Annotated in this window: 11 protein-coding genes; 2 read left to right on the forward strand and 9 right to left on the reverse strand. The window is 37.7% G+C overall.

Going from position 1 to position 16,076, the window contains the following annotated elements; translation table 11 throughout:
* Positions 1 to 397: 397 nt before the first annotated feature.
* The 9 genes from J4Q03_RS16680 to J4Q03_RS16720 all read right to left on the reverse strand — a co-directional run bounded on the left by J4Q03_RS16680 (position 398) and on the right by J4Q03_RS16720 (position 14,374).
* A complete protein-coding gene (locus J4Q03_RS16680) occupies positions 398 to 724 on the reverse strand; it encodes a VanZ family protein (RefSeq protein ID WP_426049253.1) in 327 nt (108 codons plus the stop codon).
* 25 nt (positions 725 to 749) lie between these two features.
* Entirely contained in the window at positions 750 to 1,127 is a 378-nt protein-coding gene (gene gcvH, locus J4Q03_RS16685) for a glycine cleavage system protein GcvH (protein ID WP_111957411.1), read from the reverse strand.
* 130 nt (positions 1,128 to 1,257) lie between these two features.
* Positions 1,258 to 2,460: a hypothetical protein gene (locus tag J4Q03_RS16690; RefSeq protein ID WP_426049254.1), complete on the reverse strand. Its 1,203-nt coding sequence runs from the start codon at positions 2,458 to 2,460 to the stop codon at positions 1,258 to 1,260.
* 129 nt (positions 2,461 to 2,589) lie between these two features.
* Complete coding sequence (gene sprA / locus J4Q03_RS16695; protein WP_426049255.1) at positions 2,590 to 9,609, reverse strand: cell surface protein SprA; 7,020 nt, start codon at positions 9,607 to 9,609, stop codon at positions 2,590 to 2,592.
* Between the two features lie 6 nt (positions 9,610 to 9,615).
* On the reverse strand, positions 9,616 to 10,200 hold the full coding sequence (ruvA, locus tag J4Q03_RS16700) for a Holliday junction branch migration protein RuvA (RefSeq protein WP_426049256.1): 585 nt from the start codon (positions 10,198 to 10,200) through the stop codon (positions 9,616 to 9,618).
* Positions 10,201 to 10,388: 188 nt separating this feature from the next.
* A complete protein-coding gene (locus J4Q03_RS16705) occupies positions 10,389 to 10,583 on the reverse strand; it encodes a bacteriocin-like protein (protein ID WP_426049257.1) in 195 nt (64 codons plus the stop codon).
* 292 nt (positions 10,584 to 10,875) lie between these two features.
* On the reverse strand, positions 10,876 to 13,167 hold the full coding sequence (locus tag J4Q03_RS16710; protein WP_426049258.1) for an NADP-dependent malic enzyme: 2,292 nt from the start codon (positions 13,165 to 13,167) through the stop codon (positions 10,876 to 10,878).
* Positions 13,168 to 13,183: 16 nt separating this feature from the next.
* Positions 13,184 to 14,035 (reverse strand): ATPase, encoded by an 852-nt coding sequence (locus J4Q03_RS16715; protein WP_426049259.1) that lies wholly within the window; start codon positions 14,033 to 14,035, stop codon positions 13,184 to 13,186.
* Between the two features lie 75 nt (positions 14,036 to 14,110).
* On the reverse strand, positions 14,111 to 14,374 hold the full coding sequence (locus J4Q03_RS16720) for a hypothetical protein (RefSeq protein ID WP_306840290.1): 264 nt from the start codon (positions 14,372 to 14,374) through the stop codon (positions 14,111 to 14,113).
* A gap of 490 nt (positions 14,375 to 14,864) precedes the next feature.
* Here J4Q03_RS16720 and J4Q03_RS16725 point away from each other — a divergent pair, with 490 nt between their 5' ends.
* Together J4Q03_RS16725 and J4Q03_RS16730 are read left to right on the forward strand one after the other, a co-directional pair.
* Complete coding sequence (locus J4Q03_RS16725) at positions 14,865 to 15,323, forward strand: GtrA family protein (protein WP_426049260.1); 459 nt, start codon at positions 14,865 to 14,867, stop codon at positions 15,321 to 15,323.
* 3 nt (positions 15,324 to 15,326) lie between these two features.
* Positions 15,327 to 16,055: a lysophospholipid acyltransferase family protein gene (locus J4Q03_RS16730; protein ID WP_426049261.1), complete on the forward strand. Its 729-nt coding sequence runs from the start codon at positions 15,327 to 15,329 to the stop codon at positions 16,053 to 16,055.
* Positions 16,056 to 16,076: the final 21 nt, after the last annotated feature.

The following is a 16,076-nucleotide window of genomic DNA, read 5'->3' on the forward strand; positions in this document are numbered from 1 at the left end:
AATTTTAAAGTTTTTTTAGTAACCTTAACTCCCTCTATCACCTTAATCTTTACTTACTCCTGCGCTCCGTTTAACCGGACTGCAAAGATACAAAAAAAATTAAACCCTGCAACTTTTATTTCTAAAATATTGTTAAGCTATTTTTTCATGTAATACGTAAGCTCTTTATAAATAGTTATGCTTATCTAAAAGCTCTCCTGCGCTACTGTCATACTCTCGTTTTTCAGTGGGGCAAAGATAACAACTTAATACCACGCAAAACAAACTTATTTAACATAAATATCACATCACGTTAATATTGGGGATAAATAGATCTGTATGATATTAGTTTATAATATGTTATAAGGTTATTGGAGTTATCCACAATCATCGGTGAGAAGGGATATAAAGATTTAATTTAGAAAAAACGTTTGATTAATACCTTATATATAGAGTATCCCATCAGGCATCCTATAGTATCTGCAACAATATCCAGAGATTCCATGGATCTGCCCAGGCCCATTTCTTCCTGAAAGATTTCAGTAAGGAAGGCATATATAAGGATGATCTGAAAGAAATAGGAGAATTTAATTTTGGGAAAGGTGGCAATGAAGCAGAAACCCAGCATTGCAAATATGCTTACATGTAAGGCTTTATCAATACCGTTGAACATAAACCAGTATTCGTTATTCTCTTCGCCCGGTTTGAGCAGCATATAAGTAAGAAATGCCCAATAAATGGGCAAAATCTTACTAAATATTTTTGAAACCTTATCCAATGATTGCCTGGTATTCTTCTGCAGTAAGCAGTTCTGAATGATCTGCACCATCAGCAATTTCTAATTTAATGATCCATCCGTTTCCATAAGGGTCTGTATTTAACAGCTCAGGCTGATCTTCCAACTCTGAATTAAATTCAATAACTTTTCCGGCAATAGGCAGGAATAAATCTGAAACAGTTTTTACTGCTTCTACACTTCCGAAAACAGCTGCCCCCTCAAGATCATCATCTACAGTATCTACATCTACATATACGATATCGCCCAATTCCCCCTGTGCGAAGTCTGTAATACCGATTGTAGCAACATTACCTTCAATCTTGATCCATTCGTGATCTTTAGTGTACTTTAATTCTGATGGTGTATTCATTTTAATTTTTATTTTGTACAAATGTATTCAAAATAATAAAAGCTTCAAAGAGGTAATGAATATCTTAATTGAATTTTGAAAACAAAATAAAAAATCGCTGCCGAAGCAACGATTGAGTATGGTATGATTATTATTTTTTTATTGCTTTTAGCTCATCCATTTCTTTCATAAGCCTATCATTATTTTCCTGAAGTTTTTTAAGCTGTTTATTTTGCTCAATAGTGTACAGCGTAAGCTCCTCGATTTTTTGAAGAAGCTTAATCTGAAACTCTCCAATATTCACTCCTTCTTTTTTCATCTGTGCTGCTGATGCAATTTCAGGAAGATGTTTTTTTTCTTTAATATGCTTTTCTACCTCATCTAATTCTGGCAGTTTATACTCTTCATCAAAAACAAAATCAGCTGTTGGCGTTAAGGTTACTTTTACTTCTTTTACTTCAAATTTTCCAAATAAAGCCATATTTCCATCATCGGAAAGCCTTAACCTTGCTCCAGACATTGTCCCATCATTTGAGTAATTCCAAAATTGTAAAGCATTCCCATAGTTTCCAGTCATATTATATATAACCCATTTTCCAGCAGTATTTGATGCTGTTTTTGTTGGATTTTCTAAAACAATCATCCCTCCTTCATTCGAACTCATTTGAGAAGAGAGCTGCCCATTAACTTCAAATCTGTCTCTACTTAAAGTAGCTATAAGTTTCTTATCACCCGTATTAGAAATCAAATTAAAATTAATCTGATTTTCTAACAATCTTATGAAGGAGCCTCCTAAGTTTGTATTTATACGTGGAAATGATTGCCCAGTAACATAGTTTCTAACATTATTACCGATTCCTACACCGGTATATGTCTCTTGAGGCTCTGAAGCCCAAAGTGATAGATTGGCAGGGCTATTTACTCCATCTCCAGAAGAATGCAATAGAATTGTAGAGTTTTGATGGTCGCCAGAAACAGTAAGTTTTTCGGATGGGGCTTGGGTTCCTATACCTAAATTCCCCATAATTGTTTGTTTACCTATAAAATCATTTGCTCCTTTAGTTGCCAATTCATTCCAAGAATTCCAAACATTAAAGTCCCCGTTTCTTGTTCTAAAAGATATGTTGTTTCCATTATAGGCCGAGCTTATTTGTGTATCATACTGATTTGCAAAACCTCCAAAACTTATTAATGATCCATTCCAAGGCGTTCCAGAAGTAGCATAGGCAAAAGTGTAACCACCTTTAAAATTATCAGCTGACCCAGGGGCTGTAATTGACACTGTGGGTGACAGACTCTGTGCTACAGACATTATAGACAATAGGCTAAAAAAAGATAAAGTAATTTTTTTCATATTTTTAAAAATTCTTAAACAAAGATATCATATAAAACAAGCTATTCCAAAAAACGTGAATTAAAACTAAAATCCCCTTCTTTTACAGAAAGGGATTCTTATTTTAGTAATTATGTATTAATTTTTTTCTTAGAAACCACCACCTGAGTCTCCAAATGTAAATGTTGCGGACAGACCGGCTCTAATGGTAGACAGCGGAAATGCCGTTGATATTTTGTATTTAGAAGTCATCTGCTCATAGAATACTCTCAGGTTCAGATTTTCTGAGACGTTATAATCTGCAGAAAGCTTTATATTCATGAGTTTCTGTCCCCCGGTGATTTGTGAATCATTCAACAGGATATTCATGATGGACGTTTTGCTGTCTCTCAATGAGATGTCACCTCTGATGTTCAGGTCACTTCCTTTTCCTCTGGATCCTCTTGTATTGGCCATACCTAATCTGAAATTCTTAACGATATACCCAAGCCTTACTACATATTCCGTATTGGAATCTTCGGTAAGGGTATGGTTGACCAGTCCTAATAGCATCATTCTGTTTCTGTTATACTGAAGTCCAAACTGCATATTGTTTCTCATGGTAACATCTATACCGATAAGTGGTGAGAAAGACTCTACATAACCAACCTGCGAGAATGTAAACGGATTGATGTAATCATTATTAACATCGAATGCATTTCCACCGGAAAGCCTGTTAAAGTAATCAATACTTGACTGGATACCGGCCGCTGTATAGGTCGCCGTATATCCGTGCAGAATATCAAATTTGGAGAACTGACCATTAACGATCGGAATGTTTCTTAAACCTGAATAAGTGATCTTCCAGTTTGGAATCGGAAGCCCGGCTTTTTTAGCATTTCCCATCTGCTTAACGGATTTTCCTTCGACTGCCGCTCTGAATGCAGGAATCAATACATAGGCATTGGCAATACTATAATGATCTGCAAAGCCATCGCTGTTCAGGATTTCTCCTAACCCCATCTGCTGGGAAAGTATCATTGCATTTTCCCTGATCGCCTGATAAACGGCCTGGGTTTCTTTGAATGACGTTTTAAGAAGAACCACGGAGTTGGAATAGGTCACCTGATCATTGGCAAATGCATAATCATGGTTTGCTGTTCCAAGGTTATTCCGGTTATTAAATCCAGACTGGGAGAAGTTTCTGTTGTAGTTGTGCAGTGCACTAAGATCAATTCTGAAATCGTTAATCGGAACGATCTGTAAATTGGCTCTTAATTCTTTTGTTGACATCTTCACATAAGGATCGGTCATATAAGGAGAATCACTTACCCATCCGTTTTCCAGAACAGTTCTTCTGATATCAGCCTGTGATCCGAAAAGGAATCCAATCGTAGGGCCTCCCAATGTCTGGCCATAACCATACATATTTGGTGCTGAAAGTAAACCTGGAAGTACCGTTCCGTTATTTTCAGAGTAATTAACATCTAACTGTTTGAACGATGTCAGTGCAAAAGCTGCGCTCTGCAGTATTGTCAGTTTATTCTTGAATTTATAGCTCTTATATCTGTATCTTTTCTTCTCCCACTGCTGTGTATACACGTTGTTCAAGGAATCAATCTCCTGTTTACGTTTCTGCAGTTTTGCAGAGATGTTCTTGAAATATTTAAACTGTCCGAAGAATTTCGGAATATCCGCAGTGGCTGTAGCCTGGATCACATTCGTATTCTGACCTACGGAACCTAAGCTTCCTTCCGGACTTGAAAGGAGTGCGGTAGATCTTGCATTCCAGTTGTAAGTAAGTCCATACCCAACTTCCGCATCAATAAAATCCAAATATGGAAGGTACTGGAACGGCAGTTTGTAATTAACCTGTACTCTGTGATTGTACAATACCGGCCTACCTGCTCTGAATACATTTCCAAAGATGGATTTGTCACTCATGCCGTTCACATCTACATTATCATTAAGGGTTCTTGTTGCAGAGTTGATCTCAAGTTTTAATGATTTTGTAAAGTTGAATCCTAAACCGTACTGCCACCCGAAGAAGAAGTTTCTGTTTTTAATTGCAGCAAAACTGTCACCTGTATTTCCGCTTAATATTGCTTCTACATTTCTAAATTCAAGTTCGTTGTAATTTCTGTCTACTTCCGTTCTGAAAGATAGTCTTGTAGGAATCGGATTGAAATTGAATTCTTTGATCCATCTCAGATATTTTGTAGATTTCGCCGTATCGCTGATCATTTTGTTGAACGGCTTAACTACCCACGGTTTGAAAGTATAGTTATAATCAACATACCCTCTCAGATACTGTCTGTAGTTTCTTGAAGTATAAATATCCCGGTAATAATCGTCATTATAAACTGCAGTTACGGAAACGTTCTCAATATCATAGAATTTAGGTTTCTTGTTTGGATTCATCCTTTCCTTATGCATATTGACAACGCCAATACTTCTTTGCTGCGTATAGGTTCTCGCTACTTTTTTAAGCTGTTCCTTGTTAGCCGCTTTGCTGAATTCCACATCGGTGTCCAGAGGATTATATTTAGGATCCTCGATAGTCTGTGAATAGGAATAGTTTAACGGAATTTTCATCCCACTTTTTTCAGGAAGGAATTTATCTACGTTTACAGCAGTATTGATACTGAATGCTGACTGTGTAGACTGATTTCTTTCTGCCGGCTTTGAATCTATGTTACCGAAACCTACAGAAGTATAAGATGCACTCGTATTGACGGTCGCAAAATCTCCAAGGTTAAAGTTCAGACTTGCGTTACCTGCATATCCTCCATCATTTTCAATTTCGGAAAGACGGATCTCATTTACCCAAAGAATTCTGGTAATAGAGTTTGAACGACTTGTATTTCTTACCCCAATCATAATGGTGGTAATATTTCCTAAACTCGGACGTCCTTTGATATAAATTCTTTTTGATTCATCTCCAAAGTTAGGATCCATGATTCTATCTACAATATTGGATGAGCTCTTATCTCTCCGGATTTTTGCATCTACAAAGTTTTGGATCTCCAAATCAACATTGTTTTCAACAGGCCAGATTTCAAAAGGTGTAGTTGCTGTCCTAGGTGTAAGCATCATTTGCGATTCATACTCATAATAGTTGTCCGTAGCATCACTTCCGAAACGGATGAAGAATTTAGATTCAGAATCGACACCCTGATATCTGTCTGTAGGGTCCTGAGCATGTACAAAAAGTTTTAACTTTTTATACCTTCTCATATCCAGAGTGGTATTCTTGAAAACTCCTCTTGCTTCTCCGGCAAGACCATCTATCTTCATGTAAAGTGAAGCTTCATTCTGTCTCTGCGCTCCTGCATTTCCACTCAGTACCTGTCTGTCAATTCCCGGAGGCAGTACATAAGGTGGTTGGTTCAGAGCGTTTTCTTCAATATTCACACTTCCAACTTCGAAGTTATTATTTTGTGCTATTCCTACCCCTTCCTCTTCTGAAGCTACTGATGGACTGGCGATCTGATTTGGATATCTTCTCCAGTCTGATCTTACAAGATCCATTGTCCCGAATCTTAAAGTAGAAGTCTGTTCGAAACCGGCAAGCATTAGTCTCGCAAATCTCACATTGTTAAGTACTGATGCACTTCGCTCACCTTCTGCATCCGTTCCATCATATTTTGAAACAGGGATTCTGAACAAATACCATTTCACATCAGAAGACTGTCCGTTCTGGAAAGTAGCCTTTACAGTTTTTACATCTACGATATTATTCTGCCCTAAAGCAAGACTTGGTTTATCCAGTTTTACAACATATTCATTATAGCTTTCTGTCTGGTCAAGGTTATAATCTTTGTTGATATCTTCTGCGTCCGGAGTCTGTGAAGCCACTTCCAATGAATTAGCCTGTGAGTTTCCTTCCGGGTTTCTGAAATATTTATATCTCTGAACAAGAGATGCCGCCTGATTACCTGTAAATTTATCCGACATGAAAAATACAAAATCATCTACCGCTGGGTCAACTAAGTTGGTAACCGGGTTAACAAATGTATTTCCGAATCTCATAGATTCCTGATCTGAGTTTAAACCGTCATATCCTAAATCCTGAGATCTTCTGTCATCGCCTTCACTTGAAAACGCATAAAGGATTGGCGGCTGCTTCGGCTGTACTCCCCAGTTGGAAGTTGTGGTAGTAGAAGGTGCTCCCGGAGTAGGAAGGCCATTTTCATACTGCATTTTGCCGTCTTTCAGGATATCTTCGGAAACGTTTCCTAACTGAAGTAAAAGTCTCGCCCTGTCTCCCAAGACAGTTCCATCCGCATAAGGGTCCATCATCCAGAATTCAACATATTCTATATTTGAATTAACGAAATTGGAAACACTGATCGGTCTCATGATCCCTGCCCATCTGGAAGACGCTGCTTCAGAACCGGGATTAACGTTATATGGACCTTTTTCCTGAGGATAATAAGAAATATCTAAAGTATTGGTAAAGGTCTGCTCGCCCGCTACAAAATCTCTGTTATTATAAATTTCGGAATACTGAACTCTTCTGGATGCGTGGTTGGATACAGACTGCGCTGTAATTCCTGCAGGCGCCCGGCCTCCTACTCCCCAGAATCTAGGGTCAATATTATACCATGATAAAAGCCCTCTTCCGTAACCACTGGTTAGGGCATCATCGCTTGGAGCTCCGTTAAATGGTGCCGCCAGGTTTTTCTCCGGTCTTGAAGCTAAACTCCACGCAGCAGGTTCTTTTAAGGATATTTTAGAGGTTGTCTGTTCGAAGTCATCTACATAAGATTGGTCATTTGTTCCTTTATTTAATCCAGGGAGAAGGTATGCCCCTTCCATTTTAAAATTCAGGTTCGATGGAGCTTCGGTATTTACAAACGGAATCTTATCGGTAAGCCTAGTCAGGAAAGGAATCTGATTGTTGTACATCATATTGATCCCGGCCATGGTATTATTAACCGCCTCCTGTCCGTAATTTACTTTCTGGGTAAGCGGAGATTCGGAATAATTAACAACCGTTCCTCCTATTATAAAGTTCTCATTGAATCTTCTTTCCAGGTTTAGTCCTAAGAATCTTTTTCTCTGGGTATTAAAGGTAAGCTGATTTTCTAATGAGATATTGATAGCCTGTCCGGACTGTTTAACATTTTCATTGATGATCGTTACGGTTCCGAGCATATAATCCACGGTGTAGTCCACCCCTTCTGTCAGCTGAACACCATTCGCCGAAACTTTTACAGATCCCTGCGGAACGTTTACAGCGCCAAGAGAAATTCCCTGCCCCTGTGTGCCTTTATACCGTCCTTCTATGGTATATCTCTGTGCAAGGTTACTGGAAGATGCCACCTGCTTCTGCTGTCTATAGAGGTCTGTAAAGACAAACTGCGGATCATTTCCGACCTGCCCCTGCATAAAACTGCCGAAAGGCTGTACTTTGGTAAAGATAATCCTTCCTGTTTCCGGTCTGATTGTAATTCCGTTGACAAAGTCAAAGATACCGTCTCCCAATATACCACTGCTGGCCTGGATATCACCGTTCATGTTGAGACGGTCCCAGTTGAGCAATTTCAGTAAGTTTTTGTCCTGGACACTGGTTCCGGGTAGATAATTCACTTTACCGCCTGTTTTCGGATCTCTGTAGAATACATTAAGAATAAAGCCGTCCTGTGCTACCTGTCCTGCATCCAGAGAATAAATATTTTTCATCATCAGATCCCACATTGGAGATTCTGTATTCACCTTGTTATTTACTCTAAGAACCTTGGTTACCAGTACGGGACTTTCTTCGGAGAATTCCCCTACCTTATAGACTTTATTGGTACCATCGGTATAGGAATATGAAACGGCTAAAAGCTGATTCTCATTCAGCTTCTGATTCAATGAAATATATCCTAACTGTGGCTGCAATGTATATTCATTGGCATTCAGCCTTCTTGCTTTTGTATTAAAAATGAATTGCTCTCCGTTGTCATAGGGCTGTGCACTTCCCGGGAACATCTGTCCCTGAAAGGTAGTTGCATAATTTTTACCGGCTTCTCTTGGTCCTATTGCTGCATTAATAGACGGGTACAATCCATTCTGAGAGTTGTCCGGCAATCCTGAAACACCTTCTCCCAAATCTCTGATACCGATAATACTTTTCTGATATGCCAGATTGCTGTTCCCCTGGTCAAGTACCCAGACTTCCAATCTGGTAATGTTTACTGTGGAATTGATCTGCGGATAATTGGCCAATGCATTATCATAACGGTCCAGGAAGTAATGTCCCAGGAAGAAGTGTTGATTCTCTTCGTAGTCAATAGCATTAACTTTAAAGTTATTCATAACACCTCCACCCTGTACTACAATATTACGGGCTTCCCCCTGTTGTTGGGAAAGCACTACTGTTCCATAAGTTTTTCCTAACTGGAATTCTGTTTTCACCCCGAATAACGACTGTGAGCCACGGATAAGACTGGTAGAAAGCGGCATATTAACATTACCGAATTCTATTCTCTTAATGATTTTATCTTCTCCTCCTGCACTGGGTTTATCTACTTCACCAAGACCTTTGGTCTGAAGATCTTTCCAGTTTCCTTTTGCCTGCCATACAAGATTCATCCTGTTTTCGAATGCAAAACCACTCTGGGTATCGTAATTGGCTTTCAACTGTAAGTTTTCTCCTACTTTACCTAATAATCCAAGTTGTATCCTCTGGTCTATGTCAAAGGTAAAACTGGTCCTGTTCTGTGGCAGGATCAGTGGGTTATCTATTTTTTGATAAAGTCCGGCAAAGTCTAAAGAGGCATACCCAGAAGGAATAATCTCTATTTTATTACTTCCGAAAATAGTTTCAAACAGCCTGTTATTAATCATCAAAGACGGAATGAGGCCTTTCTTACGGGCATCAGTTCTATCTCGTCTGTACAGGAGACTGTATTTATCGGATTTCTCCTTGTAGTAAGCTTTTGACTGTGTTGCGAGCATAAATTCTTTATACTCTTCGGGAGACATTGCTGTAGGAGGGCCTGTAAATGTATTTCCAATTTTGGGATATACATAATACATACCTGTTTTTATGTCGTAAAAGGCCTCGTACCTTGTAGGGTCGGCCAGTTGATAATCCTTCTTTATGATCGCCGTATCACGTACCTGTTGTGCAAAGGCACTTACTGACAGACACAGGAACGACAGGAACAAAAATATTTTCAGATGCTTATTATTCGCCACCAAATGTTAAATGTTTTTTAAAATTTGTTTTACCAATTCTTCTACGGAGATCTCAGGATTCTGCTTCATCATCCTATCCGCGATCTTCTCACTCATTCGTTTCGGAATCCCTAAAACTTCTAATGCAGATAACGATTCTTCCTTGACTTTATTATCCACAAAAGAAGAAATATTTTCTTCTCCAATGCTGAATTTTTGGACTTTATCCTTTAAATCTACAATAATTCTTTCTGCAGTTTTGGCACCTATTCCTTTGGCTTTTTGAATCAGTGCACTGTTCTTGGAGAGAATGGCTGAAGCGATCTCTTCAAGGCTTAAAGTGGAAAGAAGTATAAGGGCAGAAACAGCACCTACTCCGTTAACACTTATTAACAGATTAAACATTTCTTTTTCTGAACGAGTGTTAAATCCAAAGAGAAGATGAGCATCTTCCCGGATGATCTGCTGAGTAAATAAGAATGCAGGCTTATTCAGGGCCAGGGCCTGGGAGGTCATCAAACTGATACCTACATAGTAACCAACTCCTTGTACATTGATCACTGCGTAAGCGGGCGTAAGTTCTTGAACACTGCCTTGTAAGGAAAATATCATTATTAATTTTTAAAACTCCCAAATATAGCAATTTAAACTAATTAATATTTTCATTTCACGTGCGAATGATTTTTAACTTAAATTCTGATCGTAAATTCAAGGAATTACTCTAAAAACAATAAATACAAAAAACCTATCCAAAACGGATAGGCTTATGATTTAAATTAGTGGTTAAACTGATCCATATCTTAGGGATTTATGTCAAGACACATCGTGAGATGACATGCGCCATTCACACAAGTTGGTGTACAGCCTACTAAGCACAGCTGCCCTTGAGATGGAAGGCAATAATAACCTCCATCCGGAGACTGAAGAGGCTGGCCTCTGAATCCTCCACTTATTTGTTTTAAATTTTCTCTTGAAAGTCTTTTAATGTTTTTCATGGTATTATTTTTTGATAAGTGTAAATATATTTATTTTTCACTAAACGATGATAAAAATTTAAATTTATTCAAAAATATTTTTTCCTTTGTTTAGGAAATAAAGAATTGTAACGCCAGCTAAATCTGTCTTTTTAAAAAGACAGCTATTCATTTCTAATTATTGATTATTGTTGAACAAGCCCTTCAGAAAGATATAATCCTTACATTCATAATTGTTACCTTAAGTTTAAATAATAAAAAAGCAGTACACAAAATTTGGTGTACTGCTTTTTTATTTATAAAGATAGATACTTTATGATTTTTTGTTTTCCCTTCTCTGTGCATCAAGAACCGCTACAGTAGCTAAGTTTACAATCTCATCTACGCTTGAACGCATCTGTAAAACATGGACAGGCTGCTTCAATCCCATCAGGATTGGCCCGATTACCTGTGCCACTTTCATTCCTCTGATGATCTTGTAAGAAAGGTTGGCACTTTCAAGATTAGGGAAAACGAAGGTATTGGCAGGCGTTGTTCCTAATTTTGAGAAAGGATAATCGCTTAAGTGATCAGCATTCATGGCAAAATCCGGTTGAATTTCACCATCAACAATCATTTTAGGATATTTCTCGTGAAGGATGCTTACTGCTTTGGCTACTTTTTTGGAAGTATCGGAAATCGCTGCAAAATTTTCGAAACCAAGCATTGCAATTCTAGGTTCAATGGCAAACGATTTTACCGTGATTTCTGCCATTTTAGCAATATTCACAAGATCATCTGCAGTAGGATTCTGATTGATAGATGTATCAGCGAAGAAGATAGGTTTCTTTTCTGAAAGGATCATCATCATTGCCGCTATTTTGTCTACTCCTTTATCTTTTTCAATAACTTCTAAAACTGGACGAAGCACTGAAGTATAATTTTTAGAGAAGCCTACGATAAGACCGTCTGTATCTCCATGTCTCAGCATTAACGGACCGAAATAATCTCTCTGGCGTACATATCTTTTTGCCTTGTACTCGTTCATTCCTTTTCTCTGACGAAGTTTCCAAAGAGTTTCTCTGTATTTTTTTCTGTTTTCTTTCTGATCGTCATCGCTTGGATCTATAATCGGGATATCCAGGGTGATCCCGAAACGTTCCATTTGCTCTTTGATGTATTTTTTATCTCCTAAAAGACTTGGGAGAGCAATTCCTTCTTCATAAAGAATCTGCGCTGCTTTCAATACATTGTATTCTTCAGCATTTCCTAAAGTGATTCTCTTCGGATTGGATTTTGCACGGCTCTGCATCATTCTTACCAACTTCTCGTCTCTTCCCATTCTGTCCAGCAGCTGGTTTTCGTATTCTTCGAAGTCTTCGATGGTCTTTCTTGCAATTCCGCTTTCAATAGCAGCTTTGGCTACCGCACTGGATACTTTGGTAATTAATCTGTTATCAAACGGTTTTGGAATGAAATATTCTCTTCCGAACTGTAAGTTCTGAACATTGTAAGCAAGGATTACCGCTTCAGGTACGGGCTCTTTTGCAAGATCCGCGATAGCGTGTACGGCTGCCAGCTTCATTTCTTCATTGATTCCTTTCGCCTGAACATCCAAAGCACCACGGAAAATATAAGGGAATCCCAATACATTGTTTACCTGGTTAGGATAATCACTTCTACCGGTTGCCATGATCACATCTTTACGGGTTTCAAGGGCTAGATCGTAAGCAATTTCAGGATCCGGGTTTGCCAAAGCAAAAACGATAGGATTCTCATTCATGCTGGAAAGCATTTCAGGGGTCATTACATTTCCTTTTGAAAGACCGATGAAAACATCTGAACCTTTTACGGCATCTTCAAGTGTTTCGATATCGGTATTGGCAATGAAATCTATTTTTTCAGGCGTAAGGTTCTCTCTTTTATGATTGATAACTCCTTTGCTGTCGCACATCAAAACGTTTTCTCTTTTTAGACCCAGAGAAATATATAAGTTGGTACAGGCAATGGCTGCCGCTCCGGCTCCATTAACCACCATTTTTACTTCATCAATTTTTTTATTGGCAATCTGTAATGAATTGATCAGGGCAGCAGCAGAAATAATTGCTGTCCCGTGCTGATCATCGTGCATTAAAGGAATATCCAGCTCTTCTTTCAATTTCTGCTCAATATAGAATGCTTCAGGAGCTTTAATATCTTCAAGGTTGATTCCTCCGAATGTGGGAGCAATTCCTTTTACAATCTGAATGAATTTCTCCGGATCCTTTTCATCAATTTCAATATCAAAAACGTTGATATCTGCAAAGATCTTGAACAAAAGACCTTTCCCTTCCATTACCGGTTTTGAAGCTTCCGCTCCGATGTCTCCAAGTCCTAATACAGCCGTTCCGTTGGAAATTACAGCTACCAGGTTTCCTTTACCCGTGTAGTCATACACAGTTTCCGGTTTATCATGGATCTCCATACAAGGAACTGCCACTCCAGGTGAATATGCCAATGATAAATCTCTCTGAGAAGAGTGAGGCTTCGAAGGAATAACTTCGATTTTTCCTTTAGGTTCGGCTTTATGATAATCTAACGCGGCCTGATTAAAGTTCTTTTCGTCGCGGTTGTTTTTACTTGACATAGAATTTTGTTTTTTATTAAAGTATATACTTAATATGGTAGTCTACTAAACTTTCGATAGGTTTCTGGACAACGTGCCCCACATTTAAATGAAGTTCTGCCGCAACAGAGCGGAGAATAGTTTCGTAATAATAAGCGATAGAGCCGATGAAATTGATCTCGGCTTCTTTTGATTCCTGATATGGAATAACCTGATATTCAAAGAAATTTTTCATTTCTTCGTATACCATATTTTTAAAGTAAGGATGATCCTTTCTTTCGATTACAAATTTGTTGAAATCTGCCAGCCAGGCATTCGGTCTTGGGCTGTGATACATGTTTTTCAGAGCATCTTCTATCTTAAGTCTGTAAGTCTGTTCGAATGCTGTATGAAGATCTGCAGGCAGTTTTTTCATAAAGTATCTGCGTACAAGCTGTTTTCCGATAGCACTTCCGCTTCCTTCGTCTCCCATAAGAAACCCTAGGGAAGGAAGTTCTATTTTAAGATTCTGACCATCGAAATAGCAGGAATTTGACCCTGTCCCTAAAATACATACCACAGCCGGCTTTCCGCTGTATGCGGCATAAGCTGCGGCCATAAGGTCTTCTTTCACAACAATGTCAGCTTTTGTGAATATTCTTCCAAGCTCTTCTTCAATAGTTTCACAGTTTTTTTTCACACCGCAACCTGAGCCATAGAAGAAAATCTTGGTTATTGAATTTTTGACTAATATAAGGCTGCTGTTCTTTTCTATTTCAGGAACAATAAGTTCTCTGTTGATAAAATTAGGATTAAAACCGATGGTTTCTGTTTTTAAAAACACTTTTTTGAAATCATCCAGTATTACCCAATCTGACTTGGTAGACCCACTATCAACAATAGCAACCATATTTTACATTTTAGTTTAAGGATGCTAAATTATGAATTTATCTTCAAATAGCGTTTAAAAACAGACTGGAAGCTTCTAATGTTTTATATCAGCTTTTTGATTATTGAACTTGATGAGCCAGTCCTCAATTTCATCTTCCAGATAGGAACTCTGAAGCATGATAGCATTGATAAAATCATCAGGCACGGGCTCATTGGTAGAGTTTTCAAGGTTCCACAATTCGTCTGCCATATTTTCATATTCTGAATACACTCTTTTGAAGCGGGAATTTTCTCTCTCAAGAGCTTCAATATTTTTTTGCTGAAGCTGGAATTTTCTGTATTTGTTTTGACTTTTCATACAAATATTGTTATAATTTGGGTCGTAAAGATTAAGGTAGTATGCGTTATACCGCACATTACAAGATAGAAAAAACCATCAACACAAGAAGTTGAAAATGAATTTATTATCAGGTTATAATTACATCATTCTGAATATTAAATTTAGAAATTATTTTGGTTCAAAAAAATAATTTAACAACTTTTTTCATTGTTTAACATATGCTTATTGCCATATGATCTGGCTCAAACTTTCAGATTCCTTTAACCATCACTGTTGTTATGGTTTTATACTTCCTAAAATAATGACAAAGACATTTTCCATTCATTATGAATAATTAGAAAACGGATAATCATACACTTATTTTTATAGAATACATTTCTACATCAGACTCAAAAAGAGACATATTTAATTAAAAATCAATTTATTATATTATTTTTTTATTTTAAAATAACCTTTTATTCTTACATTATAGACATATAGTTATAAATTTGCACTTCATATCTATTGAATGAGAGAATTACTAATACGCCAGAAACAGGTTTTGTTCTTCATTATTGCCGGTGGGCTCAGTGCCATTGTAGAGATTGGAAGCTTTAAAGCATTCAGCACTTACCTTCCGCATGTCTTCGCCAGAGAAACCAATTTTCATGGCATCCATTATCCTTTAAGTAATATTTTCTCTACGAGCTGTGGGATTATCACCAACTATTTTCTAAGTATCTGGTTTGTTTTTGAAAGAGGAAAGCATTCCAAAAGAAAAGAATTTGCTTACTTTATGGGCGTTTCCTTCATTTCAACCTTATTAAGTCTGGGCTTTTTCCAGGTTTTTTACAGCTTTATATTCAAGGATAATATCAATTTAATTTTTTATACCTTAAGCCCTGAAATGATCAGTAAGATTGCAGCAATCCTGCTGGTTTCCATTCTTAATTATTCAGTGAAAAAGAAAGTAATTTTTAACGGTTAAGCAGTGACGAAAATTTTAAATTATCTCTGGAGATTCTGGCTGCTGCTACTGGCGTTTGTTTTAACAGTCACATTAGGGATACCTGTCTATATTTTATCCTTTAATAAAAAACATTACAAATACGCTTACAAATTTATCCGTATCTGGTGTTTCGGAATGTTTTACGGCATGGGTCTGAGGTATGACCTCACCCATCTTTCCGACCAGAAAAAAGACAAAAGTAAACCGTACGTTTTTATATCCAACCATACCTCCATTATGGATATTATGCTTACCTGTATCCTGATGCCCCATCATCCGATCTGTTTTGTGGGCAAAAAAGAACTGGTAAAAATTCCGATCTTCGGTACCATATATAAAAGGATATGCGTAATGGTAGACAGAGGCAGCGCAAGAAGCCGTGCAGATGTCTACAGAAGGTGTGCAGAAAAAATGGAAGAAGGAAACAGCATCGCCATATTCCCGGAAGGCGGTGTTCCGGACGATACTTCTATTATTCTCGATGAATTTAAAGACGGGGCATTTACTTTATCTTCAAAACATCACTCCCCAATCGCAGTCTATACTTTTGTAGGTTTGAAGGAAATTTTCCCTTTCGACAGTGCAAAAGGCTACCCTGGGAAGGTGAAAGTATATTTTAACGGAATCATGGAACCATCAGATTCTCCGAGAGATCTGAAAGCAGAAGCCTATAAAGAGATAAAAAAAACATTGCTGGAACATTCTATTTAAAAGAAATAGTTATATTTGTTT

Origin of the sequence: Chryseobacterium sp. NFX27, assembly GCF_049887855.1 — a bacterium.
In the GTDB taxonomy this organism is placed as follows: Bacteria; Bacteroidota; Bacteroidia; order Flavobacteriales; family Weeksellaceae; genus Chryseobacterium.

Bases quoted from the DNA above. Each gene is read 5' to 3' on its own strand.
- gcvH (WP_111957411.1), bottom strand. From the start codon at position 1,127: ATGAATACACCATCAGAATTAAAGTACACTAAAGATCACGAATGGATC.
- J4Q03_RS16690 (WP_426049254.1), bottom strand. From the start codon at position 2,460: ATGAAAAAAATTACTTTATCTTTTTTTAGCCTATTGTCTATAATGTCT.
- ruvA (WP_426049256.1), bottom strand. From the start codon at position 10,200: ATGATATTTTCCTTACAAGGCAGTGTTCAAGAACTTACGCCCGCTTAC.
- J4Q03_RS16705 (WP_426049257.1), bottom strand. From the start codon at position 10,583: ATGAAAAACATTAAAAGACTTTCAAGAGAAAATTTAAAACAAATAAGT.
- J4Q03_RS16710 (WP_426049258.1), bottom strand. From the start codon at position 13,167: ATGTCAAGTAAAAACAACCGCGACGAAAAGAACTTTAATCAGGCCGCG.
- J4Q03_RS16715 (WP_426049259.1), bottom strand. From the start codon at position 14,035: ATGGTTGCTATTGTTGATAGTGGGTCTACCAAGTCAGATTGGGTAATA.
- J4Q03_RS16720 (WP_306840290.1), bottom strand. From the start codon at position 14,374: ATGAAAAGTCAAAACAAATACAGAAAATTCCAGCTTCAGCAAAAAAAT.
- J4Q03_RS16725 (WP_426049260.1), top strand. From the start codon at position 14,865: ATGAGAGAATTACTAATACGCCAGAAACAGGTTTTGTTCTTCATTATT.